The following is a 15,742-nucleotide window of genomic DNA, read 5'->3' on the forward strand; positions in this document are numbered from 1 at the left end:
GCCGTGCCGGGCTGGGACGCGGTCGCCGACGCTGCGGCGCTCCAGGCCGAGGGTTTGGCCCTCGTCTGCGTCGGCGGCCTCTTCGTCGGCGTGCGGCCGGGGATGGCGCCCGCCGGGCAGCGCGATATCACCGTCCGTGCGGTGGAGACGAGATTCGAAGCCGACCGGCTCACGCAGCTCCTCGATGCCACCGTGAGCGGCCGCCTCCCGGCGCCGTGCACGCCATGGTGCCGCTCGACCGAGCCGCGGCGGTGCACCGCGCGGTCGCGAAGGGCGGTGTGCGCGGCAAGTACGTGCTCCGGCCCTGAGGTTCGACGCACATCATCGCCTCGTCCGGGAGCTGGGGGACGGTCCGGCAGTCGGTGCACGTTCGCCTCGTCCACAGCACGCGCGGAGGGGACAGCACCTCGCCAAGCAGGCGGCCGGTAGTCCAATATTGCAACGTTTCCGCTGGTCAACGGCCTGTTGCGAACCGAAAACGCCTCGCCGATTCAACGGACAATCCATTACTTGTCATGTCACGCTGCTGCGGTCCGCAGTTCCGCAGCAACTGGCAGGAGAGTCGATGACGCGTATGTCGCAAGGAGTGCCGATCGTCGGGACCACGTCCGAGCAGCTCGCACGCATCGCCGTCGAGGGTGCTTGGGATGCCCAGGGGCAGGTCCGCCCGGAAGCAGTGCAGTTCGCATCGAACCTGGTGACCGCGGTGCGGGAGCGCAGTGGCGAGGGGCTGGTGCCCGGCGAGGTGGCGGACCTGGTGGGCCGGGCGCTGAACGTGGCCGTGCCGACATTCCCGCGCATCGAAGTGTCCGGTGGGATCAAGCTGTCGGCGCACATGCTGCGGCAGACCACCACCCAGCCGTGCCCGCTTGTGGTCTTCCCGGCGGGATGGACACCGTTCGGGTGGCCGCTGTTCGAGTACGCCTACCTCACGCTCGTGACGAAGGGCTACCACGTGCTGGCCTACACGCCGCGCGGAATCGGGTTGTCCGCCCTTCCGGGATCGAACCTGCCGTGGTTCGGCACGTCCGAAGGCACCGTCGATGTCGCCGGTCCGAAGGACCGCGCGGACGGCTCCGCGGTGCTCGGCTACGCGATAGACGCGCTCTCGCCCAGCCGCGTCGCCTTCATGGGCGAGTCCTACGGCTCGGGGATCAGCCAGCTCGTGGCCGCCGAGGACGACCGAGTCGACGTCGTCGTCGCCATGAGCACCTGGGGCAATCTCGCGACCAGCATGTACGACAACGGCACTCGACACCTGCGGGCCGTCCAGGCCCTGATCGGCCTGACCGGCGGCGCGCAGGAGGAGAAGTTCGACGAAGAGGCGCTGGAGATCCTGGCGAAGTTCGCCGTCGGTGACGACATGGACCCGGTGGTCGAGTGGGGGACCGTCCGTGCCCCGGAACGCTACGTCGGGTCGCGGGAGATTCCTACGTTCTTCTCGAACACCTGGCACGAAGGTCTTTTCCCGGTGAACCAGATGCTGGAGACCTTCGAGAAGCTCCCGCGTCCGAAACGCTTGAACATGTGGATCGGCGATCACGCGGCGCCGGAAGGCCCCGGCCTGATCGCGCCGCCCGCGGCCGGGGCCGGACCGAACGAGCCGTTGCGGGAGGCCTATGCCTGGCTCGATCACTATCTCAAGGGCGAGGAGAACGGTGTCGACCAATGGCCGGAGATCAGCAACCAGGTCATGTTCACGTACGTGACCACTCCGGCGTCGCGAAACGGACAGAACGTCATCATCGAACCGGCGCGGCGCGAGGAGAAGGCGTCGTGGGCCGACGTCACCACCGACACCGAATCGCTGTCGCTGACCGATGTGCGCGAGGGTGGTGACGGAGCGCTGAGCCCCGACATCGCCTCCGGCTGGCAGCGCAGCTTCGTCGTGGGCGCCGAACCGGAGGTCGTCGCCATGGACAAGCTCATGACGACCGGCCAGGAAGAGTGGGCAGGCAATCCCAAGATCTATCGGACCGGCGAGATCGACCGGGAGCATGCCCTGGTCTGGTCGACGGGACCGCTGCTGGCGGTGCGGGGTGGTGTCGCCCGCCAGATTCGCGGCATCCCCCGGCTGGAATTGACCGTCGACAGCTCCGACGAGTCGGCGACGGTCGTGGCCTACCTGCTCGACGTGGACGAGGACGGCTCGGCGAGAATCATTACGCACGAGCCGAAGACGATCCAGACGGATCTGCCCGCCACCGTCGCGTGGGAGTTGCAGGGCGCCGCCTACGACCTGCCGGACGGTCACCGGGTGATGCTGGTCATCGATGGCATGGACCCGTTCTATTCCAGCGTCAACCGGGTCGGCTCGACGATCACCATCAGTGCACCGGAGGGCGCGCCCTCCTGCCTGGAGTTGCCGCTCGGCTGACCATCGGATGTGGCCGGGGTTCCGGCATCGGACCCGGCCACACCCCGAGAGACGCACGACCCGGGCCGTCGCATCGCGGCCACTGGGGCGCGACCGCTCGTCTCGGCGTGGGCGCGACCGGCTCGGTAGTCTGCAGGAGTGTCCGCCGCGCCCGCCGACGCCGACGCACCGATCGTTCCGGTGCGAGACGGAGTGTTCTTCACACTTCCCGCCGCGTTGCCGCGCGGCCGCCACAATCTGGGGCGGGAGCAGGTGATGGCGGCGCAGCGGGAACGGCTGCTGGTGGCGGTGACCGAACTGCTGGCCGCGCGCGGTTACGCCGGTTTCGGACCCACCGACGTCGCGAAGCGCGCCGGCGTCTCGCTGGCGGCTTTCTACGACGCGTTCGCCAACAAGGACGAGTGTGTCTTCGCGGGCTACGACCGTTTCATCCAAGTGCTGCTGACCCAGCTCACCGGCGCCGAGCTGATCGGCCGGGACCGGCGGTCCATCGTGGCCGAGGCGCTCGGCCAGTACCTGGGTTCACTGCAGAACGATCTGGTGGTCGCTCGGGCTTACCAGGTGGAGATCGACGCGCTCGGACCTGCCGCGAGGCGGCGCAGGCGGAAGTCGATCCGGCTGTTCGCTGAGTACATCCGCGGCTTGGTGCGAAGCGCGACGGGGAATCGGCAGCCGCTTCTGTCCGTCACCGCTTACATGGCCGTCGTCTACGCCGTGCGCCAGCTCACCGCCGACGCGCTCGACGAATCGGACGAGCCGGATCTGACCACGCTGAGCGCCGACCTGGAGCCCTGGCTCACCGATCTCTTCCGCGAACGCTGATCCGGCGCGCGCGGCGCCGCTTGACATGACAGCCGCTGTCCCGCAGCATTGGCGTAAAGCTCCTTACTCCGATACCGCCCGCATCGGCGTGGCACGCCGCCGAATGTCCGATACCGCCGTCGTCGATCCTCGCGACGGATGCCTGTCGTCGAGAACCTCGAATGGCCGTAACAATCGCACTCTTCACTCGTGACCTGCGCGTCCACGACAATCCGGTCCTGTTGGCCGCCGTACGCGAGGGCGCGGCGGTGATTCCGCTCTACGTCGTCGACGACCGTATCGTCGGCAGCGCCCGCCCGGCCGGCAACAAACTCCGCTTCCTCTCCGCGGCACTGGCCGAACTCGATGCCGAACTCCGCTGCGCCGGAGGACAACTCGTGGTCCGGCACGGAGACTATGTCGATGCGGTGGATCGGGTGGCGGCTCAGGTGCACGCCGACAGCGTGCACATCGCCGAGGACGCCACCTGGTACAACCGCTGCCGGATTCGAGCACTGCGCGAACGGCTGGAGCGGCGCAGCTGCCTGCTGCACACTCATCCCGCCACCCTCACCGCCGTGGATCCCTCCGACTGCGTTCAGCTCCGGCCGGACGACGAGGTTCCGGACTTCGCGACCTACTTCCGCCGATGGCTGGCGGCGCCGAAGCGACGACCGCTGGCCAAGCCCACCGAATTGGTCGTGCCCCGCATCGACAGCGATCCCGTGCCGAGATTCGACGAACTCGGCGACGCGGTCATCTCACCGCAGCTCGCGGTGGGCGGCGAGATCACCGGTCGTGCGCTGTGGCGGGGCTGCACGGCCGACCGGCGACAACCACGCGGCAGGTCGAGCGGCGACCTCACCCGCGAAGGATGCGCGCGCCTGTCGCCGTACCTGCACTTCGGTTGCCTGTCCGCCGCCGAAATGGCGTATCACACCGACATGGCGACGACGGATGGACGCGCGTTCGTCCGCCAGCTCGCCCGGCGCGACTTCCAGCTCCAGTTCCTCGTCGCTCAGGCCGAGCTGGCCAGGGCCGACATCGCGCGGTCCGGCGATCATCCGGGCGAGCGGCGGGCGCACGACCCGGTCGTGGTCGGCGCCTGGCGTGACGGCCGCACCGGATACCCGATCGTCGACGCGGGGATGCGGCAACTGGCCGCGCAAGGATGGATGCCGGAGCGCGCCCGGGTGATCGCCGCCGGTTTCCTCACCACCACGCTGCGAGTGGACTGGCGGGTCGGCGCGGAACATTTCCGCCGGTGGCTGCTCGACGACGCCGCGAGCGACCGCTTGACCTGGCAGCAGGCGGGGCGTTTCGATCCCGGCGCCCTCGGTGCCGCCGAACGCTACGACCCGGACGGGAACTACGTGCGGCGCTGGATACCGGAACTGGCTGGTCTGCCGGGTTCGGAGATCCATCGCCCGTGGCGCCACAGCGTGCCGGCCTCGGTGTATCCCGCTCCCATCGCGGGCAGCGTCCACGCGTAACCGGCTGTCGGCGGCGCCATCGTCGATGCGCGGCTGGAGGAGGAGAACAGGGCCGAGAAGCAACTCGCCGGGCTGGAGTCGCTCGCCATCAGCTCGATGGAATTCCAGGTTGAGCCGGCCAAGCTGCGCGAAGCGGTGCTCGCGCATGCCGACCACGAGGAACGAGAGGAATTCATTCGGCTGCGCGAGCAACTCGATGACGAGACTCTCCAGCGGTTGCGCCGGACAGTCGAACGCGCCGAGGCGATGGCGCCCACGAGGCCCCATCCGGGCGTGGAATCGGCCACCGCGAACGTCCTGGTCGGGCCGTTCGCCGCGATGATGGATCGCGCCAAAGACCTGATCAGCGAGCCGAAGCACTGATTCGACCGTGTCCTGGACGCGGGCGGCGCGCGGCTTCGAGGAGCCGCGCGCCGCGCTGTCGGTGCCCGAGCTGCCGTCGCGATCCGGCGTCAGGCCTGTCGCAGTCAGTCCGGAATGTGTGATTCGTGCGTGAACGGCTTGGTGCCGCGGACCGCGGGTTCGCCTTCCGGGTTGGTCTCGGCACCGTGATTCACACGGTCGTCGGAGCGGAGCCAGTCGGTGACCGGGTTGTCGATGTAGCGCCATTCGGTGCCCGACGGCCACGGTCCCTGGCCTTCATTCCATGGGCCGCGGGCGCTCGCGGCGCCGTTGGACATGTTGAACGCGACGTTCTGGAACCGATCGTCGCCGGGCAGCGCACCGGGCGGGAAATTGACCGGCAATTCGTTCAGTGCCGCGGTGAACTGCTGGAAGTGCGCGATCTCGCGGGTCATCAAGAATGACAGCGTGTCCTGCACACCGGGATCGTCGGTGAATTGTTTGAGATATTCGTAGACGATCTTGGCGCGCGACTCCGCCGCCAGATTGCTGCGCAGGTCGACCGAGGGCTCCCCGTTGGCGTCGACGTACGCACCCGTCCACGGCACGCCTGCGGAGTCCTTCACCACGGGGCCGCCGCCGCTCAGCGCGAAGTACATCGGATTCACCGCGACCTGATGGATCACCTGGTCGCGTCCGCCGGGCGTCGCCACCACCGGCATCCAGTCGCACCGCTGGTTGGCCTGCTTCAGATCGTCGTTGAGCCCGTCGAGCAGCATGGTGATCATGCTGCCGACGATCTCGAGGTGACTGAGCTCCTCGGTGGCGATGTCCATGAACAGGTCGTAGGTTTTCGGATGCTTGCCGCGCAGCATGAACGCCTGATTAAAATACTGCATGGCGGCTTTCAATTCGCCGTTGGCGCCGCCGAATTGTTCTTGCAGCAGAGTCGCGAAGCGCGGATCGGGACGATCCACGCGAACTTCGAATTGGAGATCCTTGTTATGTGTGAACATCGCTCTCCTTACCAGTACGGTCGGCTGTTCGAGATGACTTCCGGTGCCTAACCCAGCGCAGGACGAGCAAGAGATCTTTTGCGTGTTTCGCTGGCGACGATACGGGTTTCGCCGACCGAGCGTTCGCAGCGACACGAGGCGCAGGGCGGGGGAGAGCATCGCCGCTCAACGGCCCTGTCCGCCGTCCGGGTACTGACTCTGGTGCGAAGGACGTCCGAAGCGTGTTTCGCGAACGGGCGCGAGGGGCGGGCTGTGACCGGTCTGCCCCGCACGGATGGCGGACACGAGTTCCGTGCAGATATCGTGCGCGCCGAAACAGGGCGTCCAGCCGAGTTCCCGGCGCGCCTTGGTCGAGTCGATCAGGCAGGTGCGGTCGGCGAGGGTCAGCCAGGCGGGGTGCAGGGGCAACAGTCCGGTGCGCCAGCCGGTCCAGGCGGCGGCCTCGAGGGCGCGCCGGGGCGCAGGCAGGCGGAAACCCCCGAACATCGCCGCGAGCGCGTCCGCGCCCAGGCACGGTTCGGCGGCGATATTGAACGCTCCGGCCGCACGCTGGTGCATGATTCGCCGGATCGCCGAAGCCACATCGGAACTGTGCACCAGTTGCAGCCGGAAGTCGCGCCACAGGGGAATGGGGATCAGGCGCGTGCCGACCAGCCGTCGCGGCAACCAGGGCGGCAGGATCCAATCCGCCAGTTCCGCGGCGGCCTCGGACTGCGCGATGCCGCACGGACGGATACGTGCGACGCGGACCTCGGGGTGGCTCGCCTCGAAGCGGTCCAGCCGCGTCTCCAGTTCCGCCTTGGACATGCTGTACGCGCTGCCGGGCACGCCGGACAGTGGCAGGCCTTCCGATACCCGCCGCCACCGCTCGGCCGGGGCGTAGGCGGCGCACGACGAAGCGGCGACGACCTGGGGCACCGCCGTCTCCGCGGCGGCGCGCAGCACATTCTCGGTGCCGATCGAATTGGTTCTGCGCATCGGAGGGTCGCCGCGCCGCGGATGGATCGCCCATGCCAGATGGACGAGGACGTCGGCGCCCGTGCAAGCGGACCGCAGCATCCCGGCCGAGCCGGTGGCGCCGATATCGCAGGCCACCCACCGGACGGCCGCGTACGGTTCGTATGCGCGATCGGGCACGCGCCGGGTGATTCCGACGATCTCGCAATCGTCGTCGCGCAACGCGCGCAACAGCGCCGTTCCCACGTTGCCGCTGGCGCCGGTGACAACGACTTTCATCGGCCGCTCCGTTCGGTACGGCCCCGGGAGATCGCCGGCATGCGCCACCTCCTCACCACCGCCAGGGAACCCTGTCGGTGGGCAAGGATGTCGGCACGGCTCGCTCCGGGGCCTGATGACTCCCGACCTCGAGCCATGCGGCGCAGTCGGTTGGCAGTACTCCGTCCGGCAACGGTTCGCTGGACAGCAGCACCCGCTCGTGGCCGGGCAACGCCGTCGGAGCGCTCGAGACATTCACGACGCACACCAGGCCGGGCGGACGATGGAGCGCCAAGATCCCCGGAGCGCTGGGCAGCCAGGACCAAGCGCCCTCCCCGAGCGCCGGGTGGTCCCGGCGCAGACGCAGCGCGCTGCGATAGAGCTCGAGCATCGAGTCCGGCTCGCGCTTCTGCAGTTCCGCTGTCGACGACACCCAGCGCTGAGGCTGCGGCAGCCAGGGCGGTGTGTCGCCGGGGCTGAAACCGAACGGCGGCCGGAATCCGCTCCACGGCAGCGGGACGCGGCAGCCGTCGCGTCCGCGCGCGGTATGACCCGAGCGCTCCCAGGTCGGGTCCTGCAGCACCTCCACCGGGAGATCCTCGAGCTCCTCCAGACCGAGTTCCTCGCCCTGATAGAGGTAGGCGCTGCCGGGAAGGGCGAGCATCAGGAGCAATGCCGCTCTGGCGCGCCGGCGCCCGAGTGCCACGTCGACGGGGCCGTGCGGTTCGTGCTGCGAACCCCCACCGCGGGTGGACGCGCGGCCGTAACGGGTCACATGCCTGGTGATGTCGTGGTTGGACAGCACCCAGGTGGGTGGCGCCCCGACCGCCTCGAGGGCCCGAGTCGTGGAGTCGACCACGGCACGCAGAGCGTCGGCGTGCCAGGAACAGCGCAGGAAGTCGAAGTTGAACGCGGTGTGCAGTTCGTCCGGACGCACGTAGCAGGCGAGGCGCTCCGGTTTGGCCACCCACGCTTCGGCGACGAAGACGCGATCCGGGCCATAGGACTCCGCGATCTCGCGCCAGCTCCGATAGATGTCGTGCACTTCCGGCCGGTCCCAATGGGGATGGTCGGTCCGATCCGGCGGCTCCATGATGTCCTCGTGATCGGTCTGGATATCCGGGAGATCGGCGTGCTTGACCAAACCGTGCGCCACATCGATGCGGAAGCCGTCCACACCACGATCCAGCCAGAAACGCAGGATCGTCTCGAACTCGGCGCGGACGTCCCGGTGCTCCCAATCCAGATCGGGCTGATGGACGTCGAACAGGTGGAGATACCACTGTCCGTCCGGCACGCGAGTCCATGCCGGGCCGCCGAACACGCTTCGCCAGTTGTTGGGCGGTCCGCCGGAGGGTGTGCCGTCCCGGAAGAGGTAGCGCGCTCGCTCCGGTGCACCGGGCCCGGCCGCCAGTGCCCGCTGAAACCACGGGTGCTGATCGGAGGTGTGATTGGGGACCAGGTCCACGACGATGCGCATCCCCTGCGCGTGCACCTCCTCGATCAATGCTTCCGCGTCGGCGAGCGTGCCGAACCGGGGATCGATGTCGCGGTAGTCCGCGACGTCGTAGCCTCCGTCCGCCATCGGCGAGGGGTACCAGGGAGTTATCCATATGGCGTCGACGCCGAGGTCACGGAGATAAGGCAGCCGAGACCGGATACCGGCGATATCGCCGAGACCGTCGCCGTCGCCGTCGCCGAAGCTTCGGATGTAGATCTCATAGATCACGGCGTCGCGCCACCAGGGAACATCAGCGGTCATCGTCGCGCCCTTCTCTCGGCTCGTTCCAGGCCGGGTACCCGGAATCGCAGGAGGTAACGTCGGGGCGGGTCGAGGGGATCAGCGGGTGCGGGGCTGGGCGCGGTGTGTTCTTCGGCGGGCCGGGTAGTCGCGGAACATGGGTACTACAGCTCCACTTCCGGAAGAACGAGCAGGCGCTCCGCGGCGAGCCGTGGTGACCGGGGGAGACTCCGGGATCGGCGCCGCGATCGCGGTCGCGCTCGCCGCGGGCGGGGCCGACGTCGGGCTGACCTTCCGCAGCGACCAGCGGGGTGCGGAGGACACCGCGACGCAGGTGCGCGAGCAGGGCAGGACCGCGGCCGTGCGCCGCCTCGACCTGGCGAACCTGCCGTCGGCCGCGTCGGTCGTCGACGAACTCGCCGATGAACTCGGCGGCATCGATGTACTGGTGAACTGCGCGGGTACCGGGTCGGCGCAGAGGGTGATGGAGATGGACTTCGCCACCTGGCGGCACGTGCTGTCGGTCGACCTCGACGGCGCGTTCCTCTGCGCCCAGCGCGCCGCCGGACACATGATCGCGGCGGGCAATGGTGGCCGGATCATCAATATCACCAGCGTGCACGAACACGCCCCCCGCGTCGGCGCCGCGCCCTACTGCGCGGCCAAGGCGGGGCTCGGCGCGCTGACCAAAGTGCTGGCGCTGGAACTCGCCGAACACGACATCACCGTCAATTCCGTGGCGCCTGGCGAGATTTCGACACCGATGACCGGTCAAGAAGACGTCGATCCGCGTGAGCAGTCGCGCCCCGGCGTCCCCCTGGGGCGAACCGGTCATGCCAAGGAGGTAGCCGCCGTGGTGAGGTTTCTGGCCACGCCGGAAGCGAGTTATGTCACCGGCGCGTCCTACGTCGTCGACGGCGGCATGCTCCTGATGGGGCCGCAGGCGAGCAGCATGTTGAGTGATGAGAAATGGCGCACGCCTTGAATTCGCGGATGTTCTCGGGGTGAGTCCTACCGGTCTGCTACGGGGCTCAGGCAGCTGGCGGGCGGATCGACGAACACGCAGATGGCCGGGCCGCGGGTGGGGCGGTAGTTGTCGGGGACTCCGCCCGCGGCAATGACCTGCGTGTAGGTGCCGACGGCGTCGGTGGGGCGGCGGGTGAGCGTCGGGTCGGTGCGCACGTCGACGGTGTAGAGGCCGAAACGCGGTGTGTAGCTGCCCCACTCGTAGTTGTCGGTCAGGCTCCAGTAGTTGTAACCCATGATGTTCATGCCGTCGGCTTCGGCGCGCTGAATCCAATAGACGGTGTCGCGCAGGTGATCGCTGCGGGTGTAGCCGTCGGCTCGTGGACGTCCGTTCTCGGTGGGCATCCCGTTCTCGACCACGTACAGCGGTTTGCCCGGCAATCGGCGCGAATAGTATTGCAGCGCGTAGTAGATGCCCTCGGTGCGCAACGGCAGGTCCCAGATCTGCGGTCCGGGCAACGTGGGCATCGCCGAACCGCTCGCCCGCACGACGGACTCGATCAGCGACTGCGCCGGGTCGAAGGCGAAGTAGTAGTCCACACCGACGTAGTCGAGCCGATCGGCGATGCGGTCGATCAACGGACCGTTGACCTGCGCCTCGGATCCGGCGACATAGCCCATATTGCTGGTCACCTGCGCGCCCGGCTGCCGCTGGTGGATGTAGTCGTATGCGGCGTTGTGCGCCTGGGCGACTCGATCCAGCATCTCACCGGCGTCCGCGGCGCCTCGGCGGACCTCGTGCATGATGTAGGCGACGGGCTCGTTCACGGTCACCCACAAGGGATTGCGCGAGGCATACCGGTCTACGACGGCGCGCATATTGGCCAGCCAATCGTCGACCATGCGCGGATTGCGCCAGCCCCCTCGGTCGGCTGCCCACCCGGGGTACACCCAGTGGTCGAGGGTGATCATGGGGCGCATCCCGGCCTGCTCGACGCTCGCGATCACCGCGTCGTAGAAACGAAATGCGCCCTCGTCCCAGACACCGGGGGCGGGTTGCACACGCGCCCATTCGATCCCGATCCGGAACACTCGCACCCCGAGGTCCGCCGCGAGCTGGATGTCCGAGGCGTATCGGCCGTAGAAGTCGACCGAATCGCCCAGGCCGTCGTAGCCGGGTGTCGCGCCGACGTACCGCGTCCAATTGCTGTCTGGCGCATGGCCTTCGGACTGGAATCCGGAGGTCGAGACCCCCCAGAGGAAGTCCCCGCCCAGCGCCGGTAGGCCTGCGACCGGCTGAACCGGCGGGGCTGCCGGGGAATGCGTGGCGAGCAGCAGGGTGGATGCCGCGCCGGCGAGCGCGGCCAGGACATGCCGACGGAACCGAGATCGCATGGGCCCAGACTAACCGCGGCGCTCCACCGATGGTCGGAATCCGCGTATCAGCGCGATTCGAAGACAGCGCTATTGCATGGCGAAGCGCAACAGTGCTTGCATGTCGCCCTGCTTGATCTTCCCTTGCCGATTGAGCACTTCCAGCTGCCACTGGTCGCCGTTGCGGAAGGCGCGCGCCACCGCGTTGGCGTTGTCGGTGCCGAGCAGCGAGGGCCAGATGTCGGCGACTTGCTGGCTGCTGCCGCCGGTGGCGTCGTAGATCTTGAAGGAGATGTTGTTCGCCTTGTCGAAGGAGCTGCCCTTCTTGAAGGCGGCGGCGACGAAGATGATGGCGTCGATCGCCGTGGGGACGTCGGCGAAGGTGACGTGGATGGTCTCGTCGTCACCTGAGGCGGCGCCGGTCTGCTCGTCACCGGTGTGCGCCACCGAGCCGTTGCCCAACGGGTCGAGCGAGTCGAGTCCCGCGAAGCGCACCGGCTCGCTGCCCTGCATGAGGACGGCGATCAGATCGAGGTCGACCCCACGTTTGCGACGTGCCCAGCCGAGCGCCCCGCCGCTCGTGCCGGAGGACGGGTCCCAGCTCACCCCCACACTCAATTTCGCGATACCCGCGAGGTCCGCGGCGCCGTCTTCTTTCCTGAGCGTAATCACGACATCAGGATACTGATGACGGCCCGTCGCGCCCGGCCGTCGAATCCAATGGCCGCGCAGGGTCGTCCGAGTGCGGTGCGCATCGCACGGATGTCGTCGCCGGAACGGTCACCGATTCATGTGTCGCGCCCACCAAGCCCTCATCAGACCGGTTGCCCCGACTTGCGCTCGCCGCCGGTTCGGCACGGTGGCGCGGTGGTCGAACACCGCGAAATCGCTGTCCTCGATGCGGTCGAGGATCTCCGAGTACAGCGTCGCCGCCGTCGTGACGCACGGACGGGAACGACGGTGCAGCAGGGCGATTCCGCCGCGTGCGTAGCGGTAGATCTCGCGGGTGAGCGCATGTTGCGCGGCCAAGGCCTTGCGAATCCGGGGCTCGGTCCGCTGCCGTGCCAGGCACCAGTGCAGCAGGTCGCGGTCGACGCCGAAAGCGGCCAGCTCGTCGGCTGGCAGATACACCCGATCGCGTAACAGGTCTTCGCCGACATCCCGCAGGAAATTGGTGAGCTGGAACGCTTTGCCGAGCGCGGCGGCATACGGCGCCGCCTCATCGGTGCAGGTGGTCCCCAGAACAGGCAGCAGTTGCAATCCGATCACCTCGGCCGAACCGTAGATGTAGGTGTCGAGCGCACCGCGGTCGGGATAGTCGGTCACGGTCAGATCCATCCGCATCGAGGCGAGGAAGGCGTCGAACAGGGCCGTGGGAATGCGATAGCGCTCGGCAGTGTCGAGAACCGCGGGGAGAACGTCGTCGGCATCGGCGTTCCGGTCGCGGAAATACGCTGCCAGTGCGTCCAATTGCCGGGCCCGTTCGGCCGGTTCACGATGCGGATCGAAATCGTCGAGGATGTCGTCGGCCCGGCGCGCGAATCCGTACAGGGCGTGCACTGCGGGGCGCTGATCGGGCGCGAGCATCCGCGTTGCCAGGAAAAAGGTCTTTCCGTGGCGAGCGTTCAGCTGTCGGCAGTGCCGATAGGACCGGTGCAGTTGCGGGTCCCCGGGCCGGGTGGGGGCGAGGTCGGTGCGGGTCATCTCGATTCCGTTCACGGTCGACGAATGATGCGGCTGGTGGTGAGCGTGGCTCGTACGGGGACGACGCGGCGACGCCGGGCAGGCTCGAGACCGGTGACGCGATCCGCGGCCAGCCGACCGGAGATCAGCACCGGCGGTATCCCCACACCGGGGACGGTCGAGCCACCGGCCAAGACGACATTGTCGATGCCGCGGATCATGTTGGCGGGCCGGAACGGGCCGGTCTGGGTGAAGGTATGCGCCAGCGCGAACGGACTCCCGGCGAGCATGCCGCGGCGAGCCCAGTCGGCCGGTGTGTCCACGCGCAGCAACTCGGCATCGCCGAGCCGCGTACCGAGACGATCCTGCGCGACCTCGAGCATCTGCTCGGCGTAGCTCGCTCCCGCACTGTGCCAGTCGATTCGGCCGCGTTCGAGGTTCGGCGCCGGTGCGAGGACGTACAACAGGTCCCGTCCCGGCGGGGCCAGCGATGGATCGGTCGCCGTGGGACGGGTGACCAGCAGCGAAGGATCACGCATCACCCGCCCGTGGACGATGACGTCGCGAAACGATTCCGCCCAGGCCGCCCCGAACAGCAGGTTGTGATGCGAGATCCCGGGTTCGGGCGCGCACCCGAGATGGGCGATCACCGCGGACGGGGCGGAGGTCAGCGGCACCGGACGCCGCGGCGCGCGGGCGAGCAGGCGGTAGGCCTCGTGCAGTTCCGTTGTCAGCACCACGGCGTCGCAAGGGATTCGCTCGCCGTCCGGGGTGCGCACGCCGGTGATGCGCGAGCCCGTGCGCTCCAGGGCGGTCACCGCGGTGTCGTACCGGAATCGGACACCGGCCTCGGCCGCCGCACCGGCCAGCGCCTCCGGAAGCGCACGCATGCCGCCCTGCGGAAAGAACACGCCGCCGACGGTATCCATATAGGCGATGACGGCATACGCGGCCAGCGCCCGGCCGGGCGCGACGCCCGCGTAGAGCGATTGAAAGGTGAAGACCCGCCGCAGATCCGGATCGCGGATGTAGCGGGCGACCGCACGATCCCATCGGCCGAATCCACCCAGGGCGATCAACCGCGCCAGCGCGGGAGTGATCATCGACAGCGGTGAGTCGAAGTTCGCCGCGATGAACCGATCCATCTCCGCGCGGTACAGCCGCGTCAGCCAACTCCTCAGACGGCGATATCCGTCGGCCGCGCCGGCGCCGGCGAAGTGGCGAATCTCCTCTTCCATCCGCTCGGCGCCGGTGTGCACCCGCAGCGTTCGTCCTCCGGCGAAATGCGCGTGGTACGCGGGTTCCACCGGCGCCAGCCGCAGGTGGTCGGCGGCCCGGGCTCCGGCGGCCGCGAAGACGCCTTCGACGAGGTCCGGCATGGTCAGGACCGTGGGACCGGTGTCGAGGCGGTAGCCCGCGAGATCCGCGTATCCCGCGCGTCCGCCCGGTACCGGATCGCGTTCCACCACGATCACCTCGCGGGACCGGCCGGCCAGGTGCAGGGCTGCGGACAGTCCCGCCAAGCCGGCTCCGACGATCACGACCCGGTCGGTAGCGCCTTCGACGGTGCGCATCGATGAATTCCTCCTGTCAGGCGACGCGTTCGGTGCAGGCGGCGGCCATGCTGTCGAAAGCGGCGCGCATCGGTGCGGCGAAGAACGCGGGGGACAGTGCGCTGCGTGCCCTGCCCACCCGCTCGGCGATCATCTCCTCGATCCGCGCGGGCGCACCGGACTCGGCGATCAGCGTGCGGGCGCGGGTGATCTCCGCGGCGCCGAGCCGTGGACGATGCAGCAGTTGCGACAACTCGGCCCGCGCGGCCGGAGTCGCCATCTCGCGTGCGAGGACCACCACGCTGGTCGCGGTGCGTTCGCCGAGATCGGTGTCGGCGGGTTTTCCGGTCACGGCCTGCGTGCCGAAGATCCCGAGCATGTCGTCGCGCAACTGGAATGCCTCACCGACCGCGGCGCCGTATCGGCCCAGTGCGTCCAGGACTGTCGAGTCGCACCCGGCCATCGCGGCGCCCATCTCCAGGGGGCAGCGCACGGTGTAGTTGCCGGACTTGGCCTGTGCGATCGCCAGTACCGCGGCCAGCGGCGGCTCGGTGCGCGCGTCATTGAGCAGGTCGGCGAACTGGCCCGTCGCGAGTTCCACCCGCATGCTGTCGTAGCGCGGCCACACTCGGTCGAGCGCGGACGCGGCAATGCCGCTCTCGCGCAGCATCTGCTCGGCCCACACCAGGCACATGTCCGCGAGCAGTGTCGCGGCGGACTCGCCGTAGCGGACGGAGGAGCCGGGCGCGCCGGTGCCGCGGTGCACCTCGGCGAACCGTACATGGGCGGACGGGGCGCCGCGACGGGTCGCGGACTGGTCCATGACGTCGTCCTGCAGCAGCGCGAACGCGTGCAGCAGTTCCAGACCGGCCGCCGCGCGCAACGCGGCCGGGTCGTCCGGCGCCCCGCACAGCCAGCCGAGATACATGAAGGTCGACCGCAAACATTTGCCGCCGAGGGCGTATTGGCGCAAGACGTCTTGCGCGCCCAGGCGGCGCAGCGCACCAGGGCACGCTCGGGCGAGGAAATCGCCGATCTCATCGAGCACTGCACGCCGCGTCGCGTCCCGCCACAGCGCGAAGGGGGTCGCGGCGCCGAGGACCGGGATCGCGCCGACCGGGTCGGTCGCGGTTGCTTCGGACGACACGATGCTCATTCCCGATCCCCTTCCTACGTCTCGG

Annotated in this window: 13 protein-coding genes; 5 read left to right on the plus strand and 8 right to left on the minus strand. The window is 68.7% G+C overall.

Features of this window, described 5'->3' with window-relative positions; translation table 11 throughout:
- Positions 1 to 565 precede the first annotated feature (565 nt).
- From NNI01S_RS07090 to NNI01S_RS07105, 4 genes are all read left to right on the plus strand, one after another.
- Entirely contained in the window at positions 566 to 2,377 is a 1,812-nt protein-coding gene (locus NNI01S_RS07090) for a CocE/NonD family hydrolase (protein WP_063018602.1), read from the plus strand.
- 138 nt (positions 2,378 to 2,515) lie between these two features.
- Positions 2,516 to 3,199, plus strand: coding sequence for a TetR/AcrR family transcriptional regulator (locus NNI01S_RS07095; RefSeq protein WP_063018604.1), 684 nt, complete (start codon positions 2,516 to 2,518; stop codon positions 3,197 to 3,199).
- Between the two features lie 161 nt (positions 3,200 to 3,360).
- Positions 3,361 to 4,671: an FAD-binding domain-containing protein gene (locus tag NNI01S_RS07100; protein ID WP_063018606.1), complete on the plus strand. Its 1,311-nt coding sequence runs from the start codon at positions 3,361 to 3,363 to the stop codon at positions 4,669 to 4,671.
- A gap of 96 nt (positions 4,672 to 4,767) precedes the next feature.
- Positions 4,768 to 5,034, plus strand: a complete 267-nt coding sequence (locus NNI01S_RS07105; RefSeq protein ID WP_063018608.1) for a hypothetical protein — start codon at positions 4,768 to 4,770, stop codon at positions 5,032 to 5,034.
- A 104-nt stretch (positions 5,035 to 5,138) separates the two neighbouring features.
- Here NNI01S_RS07105 and NNI01S_RS07110 read toward each other — a convergent pair whose 3' ends face one another.
- The 3 genes from NNI01S_RS07110 to NNI01S_RS07120 form a co-directional block, all read right to left on the minus strand.
- A complete protein-coding gene (locus tag NNI01S_RS07110; protein WP_063018610.1) occupies positions 5,139 to 6,029 on the minus strand; it encodes a manganese catalase family protein in 891 nt (296 codons plus the stop codon).
- Between the two features lie 165 nt (positions 6,030 to 6,194).
- The gene (locus NNI01S_RS07115; protein WP_063018612.1) at positions 6,195 to 7,265 is read right to left on the minus strand and encodes an NAD-dependent epimerase/dehydratase family protein; all 1,071 of its coding nucleotides are present in this window, start codon (positions 7,263 to 7,265) and stop codon (positions 6,195 to 6,197) included.
- 52 nt (positions 7,266 to 7,317) lie between these two features.
- Positions 7,318 to 9,006, minus strand: coding sequence for a glycoside hydrolase family 13 protein (locus tag NNI01S_RS07120; RefSeq protein WP_063917342.1), 1,689 nt, complete (start codon positions 9,004 to 9,006; stop codon positions 7,318 to 7,320).
- Between the two features lie 136 nt (positions 9,007 to 9,142).
- Here NNI01S_RS07120 and NNI01S_RS07125 point away from each other — a divergent pair, with 136 nt between their 5' ends.
- Positions 9,143 to 9,970 carry an SDR family oxidoreductase gene (locus tag NNI01S_RS07125; RefSeq protein WP_063018614.1) on the plus strand — a complete coding sequence of 276 codons (828 nt, stop codon included), beginning with the start codon at positions 9,143 to 9,145 and terminating at the stop codon, positions 9,968 to 9,970.
- Between the two features lie 26 nt (positions 9,971 to 9,996).
- Here the strand turns inward: NNI01S_RS07125 and NNI01S_RS07130 are convergent, their stop codons facing one another.
- The 5 genes from NNI01S_RS07130 to NNI01S_RS07150 form a co-directional block, all read right to left on the minus strand.
- Entirely contained in the window at positions 9,997 to 11,346 is a 1,350-nt protein-coding gene (locus NNI01S_RS07130; protein WP_063018616.1) for a family 1 glycosylhydrolase, read from the minus strand.
- Between the two features lie 69 nt (positions 11,347 to 11,415).
- Positions 11,416 to 11,997, minus strand: a complete 582-nt coding sequence (locus tag NNI01S_RS07135) for a TerD family protein (RefSeq protein WP_063018618.1) — start codon at positions 11,995 to 11,997, stop codon at positions 11,416 to 11,418.
- A 108-nt stretch (positions 11,998 to 12,105) separates the two neighbouring features.
- Positions 12,106 to 13,029 (minus strand): phytoene/squalene synthase family protein, encoded by a 924-nt coding sequence (locus tag NNI01S_RS07140; RefSeq protein WP_063018828.1) that lies wholly within the window; start codon positions 13,027 to 13,029, stop codon positions 12,106 to 12,108.
- A gap of 11 nt (positions 13,030 to 13,040) precedes the next feature.
- Positions 13,041 to 14,582, minus strand: a complete 1,542-nt coding sequence (crtI, locus tag NNI01S_RS07145; RefSeq protein WP_063018620.1) for a phytoene desaturase family protein — start codon at positions 14,580 to 14,582, stop codon at positions 13,041 to 13,043.
- A gap of 16 nt (positions 14,583 to 14,598) precedes the next feature.
- Complete coding sequence (locus NNI01S_RS07150; RefSeq protein WP_063018622.1) at positions 14,599 to 15,717, minus strand: polyprenyl synthetase family protein; 1,119 nt, start codon at positions 15,715 to 15,717, stop codon at positions 14,599 to 14,601.
- Between the last annotated feature and the right edge of the window lie 25 nt (positions 15,718 to 15,742).

The sequence above is a fragment of the Nocardia niwae NBRC 108934 = DSM 45340 genome (assembly GCF_001613465.1).
GTDB classification, from domain to species: Bacteria; Actinomycetota; Actinomycetes; order Mycobacteriales; family Mycobacteriaceae; genus Nocardia; species Nocardia niwae.

Excerpts from the sequence above, each read along its gene's own strand:
- NNI01S_RS07120 (WP_063917342.1), bottom strand. The coding sequence starts at position 9,006 with ATGACCGCTGATGTTCCCTGGTGGCGCGACGCCGTGATCTATGAGATC.
- NNI01S_RS07150 (WP_063018622.1), bottom strand. The coding sequence starts at position 15,717 with ATGAGCATCGTGTCGTCCGAAGCAACCGCGACCGACCCGGTCGGCGCG.
- NNI01S_RS07140 (WP_063018828.1), bottom strand. The coding sequence starts at position 13,029 with ATGACCCGCACCGACCTCGCCCCCACCCGGCCCGGGGACCCGCAACTG.
- NNI01S_RS07115 (WP_063018612.1), bottom strand. The coding sequence starts at position 7,265 with ATGAAAGTCGTTGTCACCGGCGCCAGCGGCAACGTGGGAACGGCGCTG.
- NNI01S_RS07090 (WP_063018602.1), top strand. The coding sequence starts at position 566 with ATGACGCGTATGTCGCAAGGAGTGCCGATCGTCGGGACCACGTCCGAG.
- NNI01S_RS07110 (WP_063018610.1), bottom strand. The coding sequence starts at position 6,029 with ATGTTCACACATAACAAGGATCTCCAATTCGAAGTTCGCGTGGATCGT.
- NNI01S_RS07100 (WP_063018606.1), top strand. The coding sequence starts at position 3,361 with ATGGCCGTAACAATCGCACTCTTCACTCGTGACCTGCGCGTCCACGAC.
- NNI01S_RS07125 (WP_063018614.1), top strand. The coding sequence starts at position 9,143 with ATGGGTACTACAGCTCCACTTCCGGAAGAACGAGCAGGCGCTCCGCGG.
- NNI01S_RS07130 (WP_063018616.1), bottom strand. The coding sequence starts at position 11,346 with ATGCGATCTCGGTTCCGTCGGCATGTCCTGGCCGCGCTCGCCGGCGCG.
- NNI01S_RS07105 (WP_063018608.1), top strand. The coding sequence starts at position 4,768 with ATGGAATTCCAGGTTGAGCCGGCCAAGCTGCGCGAAGCGGTGCTCGCG.
- crtI (WP_063018620.1), bottom strand. The coding sequence starts at position 14,582 with ATGCGCACCGTCGAAGGCGCTACCGACCGGGTCGTGATCGTCGGAGCC.